The sequence below is a fragment of the Streptomyces niveiscabiei genome, assembly GCF_001419795.1.
GTDB classification, from domain to species: Bacteria; Actinomycetota; Actinomycetes; order Streptomycetales; family Streptomycetaceae; genus Streptomyces; species Streptomyces niveiscabiei.
This window is the reverse complement of sequence record NZ_LIRL01001373.1, coordinates 1-1,520: the sequence shown is the minus strand read 5'-3', so window position 1 is coordinate 1,520 and position 1,520 is coordinate 1. Positions and strand designations below refer to the sequence as shown.

Genomic DNA, 1,520 nt, shown 5'->3' with positions numbered 1-1,520 from the left:
CGGTACTCCACCCCCGCTCCCCCCCACTTCACTTCGCCTCCGCATAACACTCCACCACCGCCGTACTGAACGGAAACCGCACCGGCGTCTCCCCGAACGTCAGCCGCGCCGCCAGCATCGACGCCTCCCGGATCGCCGCCACCACCCTCTCCGCCTCCCCCTCGGGACAGTGCACGATCACCTCGTCGTGCTGGAAGAAGACCAGTTCCGCCGCCATCCCCGCGCACGCCTGCCGAAGCGCGGCCAGCATCAGCAGGGCCCAGTCCGCGGCGCTGCCCTGGACGACGAAGTTGCGGGTGAAGCGCCCCCGCGCGCGGGCGTCGGTCGAGGCGTAACCCGGCACCCAGGCCGAGGGGGACTCCTCGACGGGAATGCCCGCCTCGCCCTCCGCGTCCTCACCGCTCGCCGCAGGCGGACACGTACGGCCCAGCCACGTACGCACCAACCGCCCCTCCTCCCCCGCGCGGGCCGCCTCGTCGACGTACTCCACCGCGCGCGGGAAGCGGCGGCGCAGGGCCGCGAGGTTCTTGAGGCCGTCGCCGGAGGTCTGGCCGTACACCGCGCCGAGCACGGCGAGTTTGGCCTGGTCGCGGTCGCCGGAGAAGGCGCGGTCGGACACCTCCTGGTACAGGTCGCTGTCCCGGCCGGCGACCTCCATCAGCCCGGGGTCGCGGGAGATCGCGGCGAGGACCCTGGGCTCCATCTGGTCCGCGTCGGCGACGACGAGCCGCCAGCCGGGGTCAGCGACGACCGCGCGCCGGATCACCTTGGGGATCTGGAGCGCGCCCCCGCCGTTGGTCACCCACCGTCCCGTGACCGTGCCGCCCGCGAGGAACTCCGGGCGGAAACGGCCGTCGCGGACCCAGTCCTGGAGCCAGCTCCAGCCGTGCGCCACCCAGATGCGGTACAGCTTCTTGTACTCGATCAGCGGGGCCACGGCCGGGTGGTCGACGGTCTCGATCTCCCACCGGCGGGTCGACTTCACCTTGATCCCGGCCTGCGCGAACGCCTTGACGACGTCGGCCGGCAGGTCGGGCCGTACGCGCCTGCCGAACGCGGCCGAGACCTGGTCCGCGAGCTCGGCGAGGCGGCGGGGTTCGCCGCCGCCCGCGTACCGCTCGCCCAGCAGTTCGCCGAGGACCCGGCGGTGGACGTCCGCCCGCCAGGGCAGCCCCGCCGCGTTCATCTCGGTCGCGACGAGGGTCCCCGCCGACTCCGCCGCCGTCAGCAGGCGCATGCGCGCGGGGTGCTCCGCGAGGTCGTGGCGGCGCAGCTGGTCCCGGTACACCTCCACGAGCTCCCCGACCGAGAGCCGCGCGCGGGCCTCGCCGGGCTCGAACAGGGAGGGCTGGCCGCCCGGCTCGACGGCCCGCAGGGGCGGGTCGGCGGGTACGGCGGTCCCGCGCAACCGCGCGAGCGCGGCCCATGCCGACTTCGGCGCGCCGAACCTGCCCTCGTGCCCCAGCAGGAGGTTCTCGGCGACCTCCACGTCGTAACACCGCTCCACGCGGGCGCCCGCG

The 1,520-nt window shown here is 74.7% G+C and carries 1 protein-coding gene; it reads right to left on the bottom strand.

The genetic code is table 11. The annotated features are described in order from the left end of the window. Positions 1-28: 28 nt before the first annotated feature. A partial coding sequence (locus AOK24_RS44185; RefSeq protein ID WP_055725439.1) for a bifunctional 3'-5' exonuclease/DNA polymerase occupies positions 29-1,520 on the bottom strand: 1,492 nt, incomplete at its 5' end.